At 50.3% G+C, this 14,506-nt stretch carries 9 protein-coding genes and 1 pseudogene; 8 read left to right on the top strand and 2 right to left on the bottom strand.

From position 1 onward, the window contains the following. The first annotated feature begins 577 nt into the window (after positions 1-577). The 4 genes from ACX3P5_RS21925 to ACX3P5_RS21910 all read left to right on the top strand — a co-directional run bounded on the left by ACX3P5_RS21925 (position 578) and on the right by ACX3P5_RS21910 (position 3,107). Positions 578-820 (top strand): hypothetical protein, encoded by a 243-nt coding sequence (locus tag ACX3P5_RS21925; protein ID WP_458969389.1) that lies wholly within the window; start codon positions 578-580, stop codon positions 818-820. 437 nt (positions 821-1,257) lie between these two features. After that, complete coding sequence (locus ACX3P5_RS21920) at positions 1,258-1,548, top strand: hypothetical protein (RefSeq protein WP_458969388.1); 291 nt, start codon at positions 1,258-1,260, stop codon at positions 1,546-1,548. Positions 1,549-1,607: 59 nt separating this feature from the next. After that, positions 1,608-2,003: a cell envelope integrity protein TolA gene (gene tolA, locus ACX3P5_RS21915; RefSeq protein ID WP_458969387.1), complete on the top strand. Its 396-nt coding sequence runs from the start codon at positions 1,608-1,610 to the stop codon at positions 2,001-2,003. Between the two features lie 633 nt (positions 2,004-2,636). Next, positions 2,637-3,107: an Exc2 family lipoprotein gene (locus tag ACX3P5_RS21910; RefSeq protein WP_458969386.1), complete on the top strand. Its 471-nt coding sequence runs from the start codon at positions 2,637-2,639 to the stop codon at positions 3,105-3,107. 431 nt (positions 3,108-3,538) lie between these two features. Here ACX3P5_RS21910 and ACX3P5_RS21905 read toward each other — a convergent pair. Next, positions 3,539-4,785: pseudogene (locus tag ACX3P5_RS21905) on the bottom strand (oligosaccharide MFS transporter). A 1,225-nt stretch (positions 4,786-6,010) separates the two neighbouring features. Here ACX3P5_RS21905 and ACX3P5_RS21900 point away from each other — a divergent pair. Then, positions 6,011-8,182 (top strand): TonB-dependent siderophore receptor, encoded by a 2,172-nt coding sequence (locus tag ACX3P5_RS21900; RefSeq protein ID WP_458969479.1) that lies wholly within the window; start codon positions 6,011-6,013, stop codon positions 8,180-8,182. A 276-nt stretch (positions 8,183-8,458) separates the two neighbouring features. Here ACX3P5_RS21900 and ACX3P5_RS21895 read toward each other — a convergent pair whose 3' ends face one another. Beyond that, positions 8,459-10,450 (bottom strand): BCCT family transporter, encoded by a 1,992-nt coding sequence (locus tag ACX3P5_RS21895; RefSeq protein ID WP_458969385.1) that lies wholly within the window; start codon positions 10,448-10,450, stop codon positions 8,459-8,461. 353 nt (positions 10,451-10,803) lie between these two features. On the opposite strand from ACX3P5_RS21895, the gene ACX3P5_RS21890 reads away from it, so the two are divergent. The 3 genes from ACX3P5_RS21890 (at position 10,804) to ACX3P5_RS21880 (ending at position 14,184) form a co-directional block, all read left to right on the top strand. Beyond that, positions 10,804-11,283, top strand: coding sequence for an OsmC family protein (locus ACX3P5_RS21890; protein WP_233988257.1), 480 nt, complete (start codon positions 10,804-10,806; stop codon positions 11,281-11,283). Positions 11,284-11,708: 425 nt separating this feature from the next. Further along, positions 11,709-12,074 carry a hypothetical protein gene (locus ACX3P5_RS21885; protein WP_233988258.1) on the top strand — a complete coding sequence of 122 codons (366 nt, stop codon included), beginning with the start codon at positions 11,709-11,711 and terminating at the stop codon, positions 12,072-12,074. 37 nt (positions 12,075-12,111) lie between these two features. Next, positions 12,112-14,184 carry a pyrroloquinoline quinone-dependent dehydrogenase gene (locus ACX3P5_RS21880; protein WP_458969478.1) on the top strand — a complete coding sequence of 691 codons (2,073 nt, stop codon included), beginning with the start codon at positions 12,112-12,114 and terminating at the stop codon, positions 14,182-14,184. Positions 14,185-14,506: the final 322 nt, after the last annotated feature.

The raw sequence follows: 14,506 nt of genomic DNA, 5'->3' as shown, positions 1-14,506 counted from the left end.
GGCGAGTGATCAAGAACTTTATCCACGTTAAACAACGTGCTGCTGGGTAAAAACTCACCCGCTGCAATGGTCAAAAACCCGATCAGAAACAGTCAGGAGGCCGGCTATCCGGACAACCACGCTATGATGGACTGGCAACAACGTCGCCGGTTGCTGTCTGCTGGTCCAACGAGCTTGTTTTTTGTCTTTGTAATCCTGCGACTCTATCGGAGCCTCAAGGCATGAGATGTGCGCCACCCTCGTTCAGCAGCAGATATATGTATTGCTGTTCGCTAATCAGGATTGGTCTGTTGCCTGGATGATCAGAAATTCAAACAGGTCTGGTTGCTGATTCTTCAGTGTGATCAAAGCCAAACGTTGCAATTGCTGGTGACATCAGCTGCACACAGCATCGGAGAGTGACAGTCATCGCAAGCTGTTCCGGTTAAATGTTTGTTGCAATATGAATATATAAAGTTAATCATATATTCTTTATTTTATTTATCCATGTCTATCCCAACTGCAGAATATTTATCTGTAAAGAAACCCACCGCAGCATTATAGTTTTTTATCGGATAGTTTATTTATGGAGAAACAGATGGCTGAATTTTGTTTTTATAAAAAACATAACCAGGTCGCGGTAGTGAGTAAATCGGAGACTTCAAAAGCCGCTTCCCTTGTCGGCAAGGGCTGGAAGAAAATGTTTGAAGAGGTCAGAGCCGCTGATGCAGAAAGTGCACTGGCCCGGTTAGCTGAAATACGTAAGGAGGAGATAGCCACAGAACGTTTTGTGATCTCAGGAACGGCATTCAGTGAGTTTCTGATAGCGTTCCTCAAGTAGTAACAGGTTACTTCACTCAACGTAAACACGCATATTTACTGGCAGAGTCAATGACAGTTAATAAGATCGTGGGGGTTTTTTCAGGGAATCGTCAGGCTGCCATTTCTTCATCTATGTTAACAATCATAATGCCCTGCATCAGAAAATAAACACTATAGCCTGATGCTTTTCATCATGAAAAACTTCATCTTGTATTAAATTTATCCTTACATTACAACGAGTTGTGTTAGTTATTTGCTCGGGTGGCATAATGCTTGAGTGTGGCGGTTTCTATGCGGCTCTCTATCAACACAATATAAATGAAAATGATTCATGCTGGTGCTAATAGCTGCATTGCACGTATACTTTCATTGCCCGCATCAGCGTTCTTAGTGTATTCGGGTTTTCATTGTTATTATTCTGATATAAGAGGATTTATGAGCACAAGGAAATCTGTTATGCTGGCCTTTCTGGCTTTAGTTGTCGGTGGAGTGTTAGGATATATAGTCAACAATCTGACGATATCTAAATATAACACCATTAATGCCACCTGTACTCTGCTTAATGTGGCTGTAGATAATCAGATGTTAAGTCCGGAGAAGATTGTTGAACTAGGACGCCTGACCAAAGAAAAACTTGGCGATGCCCAGTCTGCAAAAGCATTCAGCCTGAGTACTAAACAGATAAATGCAGCCTCTGAATCATCAAACTGCTCTCAGTTTATGGTTGGAATGAACCAGGTTAAATGATTCCGGAAGATCATTTCCTGTGCTGCGTTTAACATTAAATTTAACAGGGAGAGTTCAAAATGGTGCTAAAGAGAATTCGACTACTTGCGCTCTTAGCCCCTTTTTTTCTGGTGGCGTGTACCCTCTCTCAGAATAATGGCGTCAGTAAAAATATGCCTGCACAGCAGGGAAATGATCTCCTTTCAATGGCCAGTCCGGCAGGCCGCTATGCCGCCGTTATTCAACGAGCCGTTGAAAAAAAAATGTATCAACCGGATGCCTGGCGGGGAAAAGTCTGCACGGTCAGAATGTCGCTCCGATGTGATGGCGTAGTCGAAAATGCAGTTGCAGAAAGCGGTGACGCCAGACTGTGTAAAATGGCTCTATCTGCCGTAAAGCGAGCTGAGATCCCTCCTGCGCCTGATGAAGCAACGTGGAAGTTATTTAGAAACGCTCCGCTGGAATTCAGGCTGTAGTGTGATCCTTATCATTCAGCCCTGAATCAGGAATCACAAAAGGCCCTTCTCGCAGTCAACACGCGACAACAGGAAAAATATCGGTATAAGGCGTATAAGCAAAAGCCCATGCGATAACAGTATTTATAAAACGAATAAGAGGAGATAGTCTGTTTCAGAATGAGCAAGGCGCCTGGAATAACTAAATTTGCATAGAAAAAAACTCTCTATACGCAGGCTTTATCAGCAAGAAATTGTGGTTTGCGGATGTGTAAAATCAGGAGTTCAAATAAAGTGATCGCGGATACCAGGTATTTCAGAAGGTGTTCTCTTATCGCACTCAGCATAAAAAATATAAACCGATTCGGATGAGCAAATTTTAATTCATACTCTTCTCTGACGGCCCTCTGTTGTTAAGGGTATTCCTGATGAGTTATAAGAAACGCATCAGGTAATATGAAATTCTGAGCAGGATTATTCATTGGGTCTGCAGAGATTTCTGAAACTTTGGTTAGTATCCACTATTTTGCTTTACGTCATAACCTTGCAAGCGTCATTATTCAATCTCTCTTGCTGTCAGCCGCAACACGGTTGCATATGAAGAGTAATTTCATCGAAGTCAGTAACAATCGTTGATTAAAAGGATATAAATATATGGACATAACTATGATTGATACCCGGAAACCCTTATATATCGGTCTGCTGCTGTCGGCAGTTATGCTAAGCGGTTGTACGGCCGAAAACAGTCTGGAAAGAAATGCTCACCATACCGCCTCACAGATAGCTAAACTCCATTTTGACCCCAATACGCGCCCACTCACTGCTGATAATTATCGGATAGCAAAGCAGTTCCTGAGTCAGTTTTATGAACTGGGTAAACAGGATCGTGCCGCTGGCCTGAGCGAAGAGCAGGCACAGCAGCGTGTAAATAGTTTTACGGCGGTCCGGCAAACTCAGCAGGGCGATCAGATCGATGAATCTTGTACGAGCCCTTTTAGCGCCGCCGCACAGAAAAGTAACTTCCTTAAGCAATCCTTCAGCGCAGACCGGCCGCAGAAACGGGCTGAAATAATGTTAGAAAGCGCCACAAAAAGCTACTGGGATGGCTTTAACGGACGTTTATAGTCGCAGCCAATGCGCGCGGTTGAAAAGGCCGCGCCATCATGTTTTAGCATCAGCCGCAGTCTGTTTCGATCATCCTGACGAAATCAGAAAGAAGCCTGGTTGAGGGTTTAAATATTCTCTGGCCGGGCTCCGATACTGCCGCAGGGTCATCATCATAAGGAAGGACTGAGCGGGTATAAGAGGCAGTGCTGCTGCAACTCCGCACCGGCTTAACTCTTCAATGAAGCCAGTATTGAATACCGAAGCAGCAAGATTGATTCCAGATCCTTTCTGACACTGGAAATTTTGTTTTGAACGGGCTCAGGCTTTTGGATGGCGCAATACACAGCTCAGCCAGCGAAAAGGTCGTGACGTTATCGCTGGCTGAGCTGTAATTGCGGGGTCCTTTCAATACGTAAAAGCAGCCCCGCCGGATGCCTCTCGTTGCCTGATTAATTGGCTGAAGGACGTAACGCCACCAATACCCCTTTGCCACTTAACGTAAAGACAGAGATAAAGGTAAACAACAGCGCGGTCAGCCCCAGGACCAGGTAAGCGCCGTGAAAACCCACGCGGTCATACATAAATCCAGCGAACAGCGACATGAAAATCATCGCCAACTGTTTGAAAAAACAGAAGCAGACGAGATAAATAGTGGCTGAGAACTTCACTTCAAACTGAGTAGTAATATATTTAAAGCAGCCGACGATTAAAAAAGGCACTTCAAACATATGGAGTGATTTAAGCAACACCACTTCTACTGCCGTAGTGGCAAATGACGAGCCGATAATACGTACCGACATGATCGTTCCGGCCAGCAGGAGTGCATTTTTACCGCCGATGCGGTTCACTATTAACGGGGCAAAAAACATGATGCAGGCATTGAGCAGTTCCCCCATCGTGGTGACATAACCAAACACCCTGGTTCCCTGATCGGCGCTGCTAAAAAATGAGGTGAAAAAGTTGGCAAACTGCTGATCAAATACATCGTAAGTGCAGGAAACACCCACAACGTAAAGTGTTAAGAACCATAATTTCGGTTGTCTGAACAATTGCATCACCAGACGCAGGCTGAACTGAGATTGGTTTGCGCCCAGTGAGTCGGCCACCTCTGCTGATGATTGTGCCTGAGGTCTGGAAAGAAACAGTAAAATGGCGAGGATCACCGCACATCCGGAACCGAGCCAAAAAAAATAAACTGGTTATTAATGGTGAACATGATACCGACAATAGACGCGCAGAGCGCCCAGCCTACACAGCCAAACAGGCGCGCACGACCAAATTCGAACTGGCTACGCCGACTGACACGCTCAATGTAGGCTTCAATCGCAGGCGCGCCAGCGTTGTAGATAAAACCGAGATAGATACCGCCGACAATTGAGCCTAACAAAATATGAGTTTGCAGTAGCGGACCAAACACGTAGATAAAGAATGGAGCAAACATCACCAGCATTCCGGTGATAATCCATAATAAATGCTTTTTCAGCCCCAGTTTGTCAGACAGTAAACCAAATACTGGCTGGAACAGTAACGAAAAGAAAGAGATTGCGGCGAAGATAATACCGGTATCGCTTTTACTGATGTGATTAATATCATGTAACCAGATAGGGAAGAACGGGAAATAGGCTCCCATGATGAAGAAGTAGAAGAAAAAGAACAGCCCGAATATCCAGAAATTATTATTCTTTAAGTAATACATGATTACATCCTTTTTTAATAACTAAAGCGTCCGGGAAATCTGCCAGCCTTGAGACCCTGGTATAAGACGGCTGATGAGGCATCCTGTTGCATGTCGGACCGGGCCTGCCCCGTGCCGAGGATGGGTTAAACGCAAAACAGGCTGTTGTGCCGGAACCGTTGGCAAAGTAACCTTCAGTACTGTGAGCGAGTAACATTTTAAGCCATTACCTGTGTGAGTTGTGAGCGCTTCATCGTGATCCTCCTGCCAGACTCACCTTCTGTTGAGCCTGAAAACAGCCTGCTCGTGCTTGTAGCAGAGAGGTAATGGCATGCTGCCAGCACGCTTCAGAACACCAAAGCCGCTGTGATAGTGGAGATTTTTAACTCGCTTCCACCCTGTTCTGCCTGTAATGCCAGGAGATTGCTGAGATTACAGGTAAGAGACACGACGAGCCTCTGCTCAGGCTAAATACGCTGTTGCATGATGCTTTGTGCGTCGGCAACCGTGCTGCATTAAGGTAGCGTCCTCCATGATCACTGCCTTTTCCTGATTGTTATGCGCTCACATTTCTGGGGGTACAATAGAGTTTGGCTGTTATTGAAGTAAAGCGCGCTCTGGGTATTAGGTGACGAGGGTCACAGTTTAAGCCGGTTTTATACCGACATTGTTCACTGATCAGCAGAGAGCCAGGCCCGCATCTGCTCATTGGTCATGATCTTATTCCGCAGCACCACCTGGCCCACAACCTCTTAACTTCTTGCATGGATCATCACCGCCCTACTCGTCGGCTATACATTGTTAGCGCCTATCAAGGCGTTATCCTGTTGCCGGTTAATCCTCTCTCTTTGTCGTCACCAGAAGCGGATTTTGCGGAAGTTTCCCGCAGCGTTGATCGCTGGCGGTTTTCTGGTTCATTGAATAACGGCCTGCGCCAACACAGGCAGCGTGTCCGCGGCTGGCTGAAACGCCATTGCGGCAGATGTTGCCTGGCTAATCCGGAATGCGGCAGGACCACGTTGTGCGCTGGGATTACGCACTGCGTAGCCTGATTTCTGCGTGTGGTCTGGCGCGCTGAATGCTGGGATATGATTCTGCACTTCTCCTCAAGCCCTTCCCTTATGCATCGCAAGCGATAACGGAAAAGTTCCCGATTATAGTTGTAAAATGATAATCATTATCATTATTATACGCATTTGCTTACATACCTTAACGATTCAGGGAGATTTTCTAAGTGAATGTAACTATGCATGTCCGGAAGCGCCCCGTTGCGCTGCTACTGGCGGGAATATTAAGTTCTTCCGCCTCTGCCGCGAACGACGCTGAGACAGAAATGCTGGCCGACGACCAGACTATGCTGGTCACTGCTGAACAGGAGTTAAAGCAACAGCCTGGCGTCTCGGTGATTACCGCGCAGGATATTGAAAAGAACCCGCCGGTTAATGACCTGTCCGACATCATCCGCAAAATGCCGGGTGTTAACCTCACCGGCAACAGCGCCAACGGCGTCCGCGGCAATAACCGCCAGATCGACATTCGCGGCATGGGACCGGAAAATACCCTGATTCTGATTGATGGTGTACCGACGACCTCAAGAAACTCAGTGCGTTACAGCTGGCGTGGCGAGCGGGATTCGCGCGGTGACTCTAACTGGGTACCGGCGGAAATGGTTGAGCGCATCGAAGTGATCCGCGGGCCGGCGGCTGCCCGTTATGGCTCTGGCGCTGCCGGTGGCGTGGTCAATATTATCACAAAGCGCCCGACGGATGACTGGCATGGCTCGCTGTCACTGTTCACCAATCAGCCGGAAGATGACAAAGAAGGCGCTACCCGCCGCGCCAACTTTAATCTCAGCGGTCCGCTGGCCGGTGACGCGCTTACCATGCGGCTCTACGGCAACATCAATAAAACCGACAGTGATGCTTTTGATATCAACCAGTCGCAGAATGGTTCTGCCGCCGCCGGACGCGAAGGCGTGCGCAATAAAGATATTAATGGCGTACTCTCCTGGAAATTAACGCCGTTGCAGGTGGTTGATTTCAGTTACGGTTACAGCCGTCAGGGCAATATATATGCTGGCGATACCCAATACAGCAACGGTGCGGGCAATGCTCTGATTGAATCGCTGGATGGTTCAGAAACTAACCGTCTTTATCGTCAGACCTATGGCATTGCCCACAACGGGATCTGGGATTGGGGCCAGTCGAAACTGACCTTCAATTATGAAAAAACCAACAATACCCGCCTCAACGAAGGAACCGCAGGCAGCGGTGAGGGACGAATTAACAGCACGACGTTCTCCACCAGCCGCTTCGAGAGTTACCGCGCCGGTGGCGAAGTCAGTTTCCCGCTGGAGATAGTGCGGGAACAGACGGTGACGCTGGGTGCTGAGTGGAATCGCGACGAGTTAAACGATCCCAACTCAATGAATGGCACCAGCGCACCAGGCGTCTCTATTGGTGGGATCAATGGCGATGCAGGTAGCCGCAACAGTAAAAACAGCGCGACTCTGAGTTCGCTCTATTTCGAGGATAATATTGCCGCCACCGACAGCACGGAGCTGATCCCGGGTCTGCGTTTTGATTATCACGATACCTTTGGCGCGAACTGGAGTCCGTCGATCAATATTTCCCAGGGACTGGGCGAGAACTTCAAACTCAAGGCCGGTATTGCCCGTGCGTTTAAAGCCCCTAACCTCTATCAGTCAACGGAAGGCTATTTACTGGCGACCCGCGGCAACGGTTGCCCGATCGGTATCGGCGGGAGTTGTTATTTGCTGGGCAACGAGAACCTTGATCCTGAAGTCAGCGTAAATAAAGAGCTGGGCATTGAGTTTAGTCAGGATGGCTATATTGCCGGGATCACCTGGTTCCGTAACGATTATAAGAACAAAATCGTGGCGGGCACCGAGCGGATTGGTTTTGCCTCCAACGGCAATAATATCCTGCAGTGGAGCAACGGCGGTAAGGCAGTGGTAGAAGGTCTGGAAGGGAATATGACGATTCCGTTAGTGCGCGATGCGCTGGAATGGCGGACCAACGCGACCTATATGATTGAGTCGAAGGATAAAGAGACCGGAAATCCGCTGTCGATCATCCCGGAATACACCATCAACACGATGCTCGACTGGCAGGTGACAGAGGATTTTTCCACCAGCCTGAACTGGACGATGTATGGCCGTCAGAAACCGCGTGAAAATGCAGAATCGCGTACCGAAGCCAGTTCACTGTCGACGCGTGAAGTCGGAGCCTATTCGGTATTTGGGCTGAATCTTAACTACGACGTCACCAAAAATCTGCGTGCTAATGCCGGTATCAATAACCTGCTCGATAAGCGTATTTACCGTGAAGCCGAAGGTGCATCCACCTACAACGAGCCGGGCCGTGCCTATTACGCCGGTCTGACTCTCTCTTTCTGATTCTCATTGCGACAGGCGCTTCCATTCGGAAGCGCTTTTTCTTGCCGTAGGTCTGACTCTCTTTCCTGATTGTCTCTCTTTCAGCCGGGTCTGGCCGGTATCTTTTAATGCGCTACCGTGACGTTGTCACCTAATTTGGTACTGGAACTGTTATGACACGGAAATAATCTTATTGATTAAACCCGGAAAGGAAGCGCTGAAACCGCGTCGATCTGTGGAACTAAAAGGTATGAATAGAGGCAAAGACAGCCTGGCTCAGTGAGCCAGGCCCGGTGATTAACGTACCAGATGCAGGAAATGCAGGTGTTTTTCGTACTGGTCAAGAATATCGTTGATAATCTGCTCCTGCGTCCAGCTCATCACATCGTAATCCTGCCCGCCCTCTTTCAGGTAGACCTCTGCACGGTAGTAGCGATGCTCTTCTTTTTTCTCATCGCCTAATCCGGCCAGGGCAAAGGTAGGCTGAATATAGGAACGAAGCCGCACTTCATAAACAAAGTTGAGTTCATTTCCCAGATCCACTTCAAAATGCACCCGATCGTCTGCACTGTCATTAATGTGAGAAACGGTACTTTGCTTCAGCAGTTCGCCGCTGACCATATGCATGGCAGGCTGAATCACTTCATTCATAAAGCGTTTCACGTTTGAACGCTTGGGGAAATAAGCAATATTCCGCAACCGGCGTTGCCACGAAATCGGGTTTCGTGAAGCCGGCGAGGCGATGGTGGTGATCTGCTTACTCTCGCGTTTGTAATAATCAATGCGCAGCGCTTTGAACAGCCCGTATATCGACGTCAGAAGTATAATGGCAAAGGGCAACGCACTGGCGATGGTCACCGTTTGCAGCGCTTTCATGCCGCCTGCCAGTAACAGCACGATGGCAACAACCCCCATCATTGATGCCCAGAAAATACGCTGCCAGACCGGCGTGTTATCGGTGCCTCCTGACGCTAAGGTATCAACCACCATCGCGCCGGAATCAGCGGACGTCACGAAAAAGACGACCACCATGGCCATAGCAATAAACGACAGTACCGAGCTGAAGGGGAAATGCTCAAGGAAGTTAAATAACGCGAGGGTCTGATCGGACTGTACGGTCTCTGCCAGATCGCGTGCTCCTTTACTCACGATCAGCCAGATCGCGCTGTTACCGAAAAATGTCATCCACAGCAAGGTGAAACCGGCTGGCACAAACAGTACGCCGGTTACGAACTCACGAATGGTGCGTCCACGCGAAACGCGGGCAATAAACATCCCGACGAAGGGCGACCAGGCCAGCCACCAGCCCCAGTAAAACAGGGTCCAGCCTCCCAGCCATTTGCTGGATTTGGGCTCATAGGCATACAGGTTAAAGGTCTTGTTCACGATTTCTGAAAGGTATCCGCCGGTATTCTCAACAAACGATTTCAGCAGCAGAACCGTTGGCCCCATCGCACCCACCAGAACCAGCAACAGCACCGCCAGCGTCAGGTTGATTTCTGAAAGTATGCGGATCCCTTTATCCAGTCCCGACACTACCGACAAGGTGGCGAGGCCGGTAATAACCACAATCAGTATGACCTGGATGGTTTGGTTAACCGGAACCCCGAAGAGGTGGTTGAGCCCGGCATTAACCTGCAAAACACCATAACCCAGCGAGGTTGCTACACCGAGCACGGTACCGATAACGGCAAAAACATCGACGGCATGCCCTATCGGCCCATAAATTTTTTCGCCAATAATCGGATAGAGTGCCGATCGCAGCGTCAGCGGCAGGCCGTGACGATAACTGAAGAAGGCCAGTATCAAAGCCACGATGGCATAGATTGACCAGGCATGCAGTCCCCAGTGAAAGAACGTGATGCGGAGTGCCTCCTTGGCGGCCTCAACGCTCTCCGGCGTGCCTGACGGTGGCGCCATGTAATGCATCACCGGCTCGGCTACGCCAAAGAACATCAGTCCTATGCCCATACCGGCTGAAAACAGCATGGCAAACCACGATAGGTAGCTGAAATCGGGTTCAGAGTGATCGGGACCTAGTTTGATCTCACCAAACCGGGACATGCCCAGATAGGCGACGCTCATGAGTATCAGGGCAACAGTCAGAATGTAAAACCAGCTGGCATTGGCGAAGATGCCGCTTTGCAGCGCGCTGAGCTGCTTGTCGGCTTGTTCAGGGAAAATGGCAGCAAAAGCAACGATGATAAAGATCAATATGGCGGAGCTGTAAAACACCGGCGGATTGATTTTACTTCGCTGAGTGTGCTCTGTTATTTTTGATTGAGACATATAACCTCTCTGCTGGTGCATTTCTGAATGTAACAGCCATTATGGCAGAGCATATTAAAATTTCAGGGAAGGATCGGATTTTTATAGTTTTTTTTCCCCATACCGACTATTCCCGACAGGAGGCGTTACCGTCACTGCGGGTCGATGCGCGGGTTAACGGCGGCTGAAAAGACCCACCTTCACGACCGCGGGTAGATGATGACAGAAGTTCCTGCTGACCCTTCACGCAGAGGAATGGCTGCAGCATTCCCCGCCTTGCTTCAGGTATCGTTCATTGCGTATCAACAACAGTGGCCGATGCTTCATAGATTATCAGTCTATATCTTCATCATGCAGAGGAGTTCGGCAAAATAATGGAACACAGTTATAGATCACATATCGCGTGGACAGGTAACAGAGGCACGGGCACGTCAGGCTATCACTCCTATGCGCGGACATGGGATATCGCCATAACCGGCAAGGAAATCGTTCATTGCTCTAATGACCCATTGCTGGGCGGCGATCCGGGTAAAATGAACCCTGAAGATCTCCTGTTATCCTCGCTTTCAGCCTGCCATATGCTTTGGTATCTGCATCTCGCCTCCGATGCGGGCATCACCGTCGTGGATTATGAAGATTCACCGGTAGCCACAGGTGAAGTTTTAAAAGGGGGAGCAGGCCGCTTTATTTCAGCCATACTCAGGCCAAAAATTACGGTCCTGGCGGGCACAAATATCGATGCGGCAACGGCTATTCACCATGAAATTCATAAAGTCTGTTTTATTGCCAGATCGGTGAATTTTCCTGTTTTCTACCAGCCTGAATTTATCATCACTCCTTTGCCCTCTCCTTAATACCGATCTTTCATTACGTGGATGCCGGCTCTGTAAACCGGCACCCGCCAGCAGAGATGGCGGCGATGCGTCTATTATTTGCCGCAAGCGGCATGGCTGATATCCCGCCTGGTTAATAACCGCCGTTTGAACTGTGGCTGTGGGTCGAGGCGTTATAATTTGATCAAAAAGGCATCATTAATACGCACAATTAAAATAGCCATGATTGATCTAAGTCCGGTTTGTCAGCCATCGTGAATGCGATATCCGGTTGAGTCCCCCCAATAAGAAACCATCTTCTATACTCTGTTACGTTTAGTTAACTTTGCCGCTGTTCATCGTGCTGCGTGGGTTTTTTTAATCACCGTTTTGCGCGAAAGCTGCTGCCTGAACCCTTCAATACGCCATTTTTACTCTTTGTTCATTTCAACGGGGGACGTCCTGATATGTCGCAATCTCAACCCTCACGCCTGGGCAGCTTACTGCTGTTGCTGGCAGCCGTGATCGGCTTCGCGGTGGCTTTATACGCGTGGCTGACACCTCTCACCGGTGTTACCGGAACTATCGGAGCTCTGGGTGTGGCCATCGCCAGCGCCGTGCTGGCGTTACTGACCTTTCTTTTACGCGGCGCATCCCGCCGCGGCGCGCGCACTACGCTGATTGTTATCGTTTTTCTGATGCTATTCGCGATTGGTTTTGCAGCTGCGCTACTGCATCAGTACATCATTACGGCAGCAATGGTGGTCGGCCTGATTGGTCTGATTACGCTGAGCCGCAATTCCGTTCGTCACAATCATCGCGTCAGAGCCTGAGGAGCTGCCCGTGCATAATGATCTCTACTCTCCATTAATGAAAGTCAGCATCACGGCGCTGGCGCTGCTGTGCATACCAGTGACGCAGGCGCAGAAGCAGGATAACGCTGCTGAAGCCTCTATGGGCACCCAGGAAAAACTTAATGTGGATTCCGCCAATCAACAGGCGCCGGGAACCACTGAAACCACGGAAGAGGCGTCCACCGGCAAGCGTGACGGGCAGAAAGTCGAGTCTGCCAGTTCCGCCGCCAGCTCACTGGTGCCCTCTTCTGCCACCTGGGACAGCTTCCATGGTCAGCTCAACGCACAAAAATATAGTCCGCTGAAACAGATCACTGCGGATAACGTCAGCAAGCTGAAGAAAATCTGGGAATTTCATACCGGAGATGTCTCGGATGGCAAAGGTGACATCCCTGCCACCGTCTGGTCAGCAACGCCCATTTTTGCCAACCAGACGCTCTACATTGGTACTCCGTTTGATCGCCTGATTGCGCTGGACCCCGGTACAGGTAAAGAAAAGTGGCACTATGACACCAAATCCTCGCGCAAAGCTCTGACGCAGCCGGTACTGAAGAACCGCGGCGTCTCCTACTGGCAGGCCAGACAACCGGCTGCCGGACAAGCTTGTCAGAAGATCGTCTATATGGGGACCGTTGATGGCAAGCTCTTTGCGCTGGATGCCGATTCGGGGAAACCATGCAGTAACTTTGCTGACAACGGCGTGCTGGACCTTAATCAGTGGAACACGGTTAACGCTAAATACCCGCTATCTGTGCTGCAGCCGCCCACCGTCGTCGGCAACCATCTGCTTGTGGGCTGGGCTGGCAAAGACTGGGCTTATGCTGAAGCGCCTCCGGGCACTGTGTTTTCAATTAATGCGCAGACCGGCGAACGCGAATGGACTTTTGACGCTATTCCGGCCGATATCCGCAAACGCACCGGTACCGCCAACGTCTGGACACATATGTCTGCCGATGAGGCGCATGGCCTGGTCTATCTGCCGGTCTCATCCCCGTCTCCCAACTACTGGGGCGGTAACCGCGTCGATCCGATTCCGCTCGGCACCTCTACCACCGCGCTGGACATCAACACCGGTAAAGTGGTCTGGTCGCGCCAGTGGGTGCATCACGACGTGTGGGATTACGATATCAACTCGGCACCCACGCTGATGGATATCACCGTCAACGGCAAAAAGATCCCGGCGCTGATCCAGGCGACCAAGCAGGGTTTTCTGTTTGTGGTGAACCGTCTGACGGGTGAGGATGTCTGGCCTATAGAAGAGCGTCCGGTGCCTCAGGGCGATGGTTCGGTGCAGGGCGAAGTGCTTTCGCCAACACAACCATTCCCGACTAAACCTGCGCCACTGCTCGATCAATCGAAAAAGCCAGAGATCTGGAAACTGGCGGATATGGTGGGCGCCGGCCAGTGTTCACGGCTGTGGGATAAGCTGACCTATGAGGGAATGTACACGCCACCCACTACCAGGGGCGAAGGGACGCTAACCTATCCGGACAGTGCCGGGGGCGTTCAGTGGGGCGGCGTGGCGTACGATCCACAAAAACAGATTGCGATCGTGAACACCTCTCACATTGTGCAGTATGTGAAGCTCTATAGCCGTGAAGATTACGACAAAGCGGATAATGGTTCCGGCAACGAGAGCGGTTTTGCCCCGCAGGAAGGCGCACCTTATGGGCTGCGTCTGATGGTGGCGAACAACTGGCTGGGTATGCCGTGCTGGCAGCCACCCTTTGGTGAAATCGTGGCACTGGATATGCATACGGGTGACGTAAAATGGCGTCGTCCGGTTGGCGCTTCGCAGCAGTATGGCTTCTTTATGCCAGAAAGCTGGGGCTCACCCACCATTGGCGGTCCGGCTGTGACCGCGGGTGGCGTGATCTTTATTGGTGCCTCAATGGATGCCAAAGTTCGCGCTTACTCAGTAGATAATGGTGAAGAGCTGTGGTCCGATCAGGTTGAAGCACCTGCGGTAGCGAATCCATCGGTCTATGAGTATAAAGGCCGTCAGTATGTCGCCTTTGTCGCGGGGGGGAATACTATTCTCAAGGATCAGGTGGGCGATCAGGTGGTGGTTTATGCGCTACCGGAATAGTCGTTTATAAAAATATTGATGGAAACAGAATGGGGCCTCAGCGCCTAATGCCTGTCAGTTAAGCGACAGGTGATAACGCAGTCTGGTGCCGCTCAGGGGCTGGCGGTCCTCGCGCCGCTGCGCGGTACCTTCACTTCATTCGTCTGCCTGACGGACCGCCGGGGATGGCACATCCTGTGCCGCCCCGCCTTTCGCCCGCGTCCTGCGGGCTCTCCTGGCGAATGTTCAGCGCTGCGGATTGCCTGCCCCTGATCGGCCCCCGCCTGCTCTGAAGCTTCAGTGCGTGCTGTTAAAAAGGGCACGATGGTGAAGGCCTGAGCGC

The organism is Pantoea sp. S-LA4, assembly GCF_054482835.1.
This window is presented reverse-complemented; position numbering and strand designations above follow the sequence as displayed.

Coding starts and splice junctions, on each gene's coding strand:
- ACX3P5_RS21925 (WP_458969389.1), top strand. CDS start 578: ATGGCTGAATTTTGTTTTTATAAAAAACATAACCAGGTCGCGGTAGTG.
- ACX3P5_RS21920 (WP_458969388.1), top strand. CDS start 1,258: ATGCTGGCCTTTCTGGCTTTAGTTGTCGGTGGAGTGTTAGGATATATA.
- tolA (WP_458969387.1), top strand. CDS start 1,608: ATGGTGCTAAAGAGAATTCGACTACTTGCGCTCTTAGCCCCTTTTTTT.
- ACX3P5_RS21910 (WP_458969386.1), top strand. CDS start 2,637: ATGGACATAACTATGATTGATACCCGGAAACCCTTATATATCGGTCTG.
- ACX3P5_RS21900 (WP_458969479.1), top strand. CDS start 6,011: ATGCATGTCCGGAAGCGCCCCGTTGCGCTGCTACTGGCGGGAATATTA.
- ACX3P5_RS21895 (WP_458969385.1), bottom strand. CDS start 10,450: ATGTCTCAATCAAAAATAACAGAGCACACTCAGCGAAGTAAAATCAAT.
- ACX3P5_RS21890 (WP_233988257.1), top strand. CDS start 10,804: ATGGAACACAGTTATAGATCACATATCGCGTGGACAGGTAACAGAGGC.
- ACX3P5_RS21885 (WP_233988258.1), top strand. CDS start 11,709: ATGTCGCAATCTCAACCCTCACGCCTGGGCAGCTTACTGCTGTTGCTG.
- ACX3P5_RS21880 (WP_458969478.1), top strand. CDS start 12,112: ATGAAAGTCAGCATCACGGCGCTGGCGCTGCTGTGCATACCAGTGACG.